We start from the raw sequence: 587 nt of genomic DNA, 5'->3' as shown, positions 1-587 counted from the left end.
ACTTACCAAACACCACTCACAACAACAATCAATAACGGTGTAAACCGACAAATATTGTGAGTAAGGACTATCACTTATGCCAATGACAAAAGATCTATCTCACCTGCTTCCTCAAGTTATCGAAATTGCCCGCAGTGCGGGACAAATGATTCTCGATATCTACGAGAAAAAGCAATATGAAGCGTATACCAAAAGTGATGAAACACCGGTCACAAGCGCCGATATTGCCGCGCACAAACTCATCACTGAACGTTTAAGTGAACTGACGCCAGACATCCCCGTGTTGTCTGAAGAAGCCGCCGACATCAGCTTAGAGCAGCGCGCACAATGGCAGCGTTATTGGTTGGTCGATCCACTAGATGGCACACAAGAATTCATCGCACGCAGTGGCGACTTTGCGACCATCATTGCATTAATTGACAACAACAAGCCAGCGATGGGCGTAGTGTATGGGCCTGTTTCTGGCGTCACGTATTACGCATACAGCGGCAAAGGTGCGTGGAAAATCCCAGACATGTCTGAAAGCGTGAAAATCCACACGCACAAACATGAACAAGCAGGACAAAACATTGCCATTGCTATCAGCC

General features: G+C 46.8%; 1 protein-coding gene. It reads left to right on the top strand.

What is annotated here, in order from left to right; translation table 11 throughout:
* Nucleotides 1–76 precede the first annotated feature (76 nt).
* On the top strand, nt 77–587 hold a 511-nt coding region (locus R7R24_RS28785; RefSeq protein WP_318120468.1), incomplete at its 3' end, for an inositol monophosphatase family protein.

It is taken from the genome of Vibrio sp. 704 (assembly GCF_033339295.1).
Note: the sequence above shows the minus strand (reverse complement) of the source record. Positions and strands in the feature narration are given on the sequence as shown.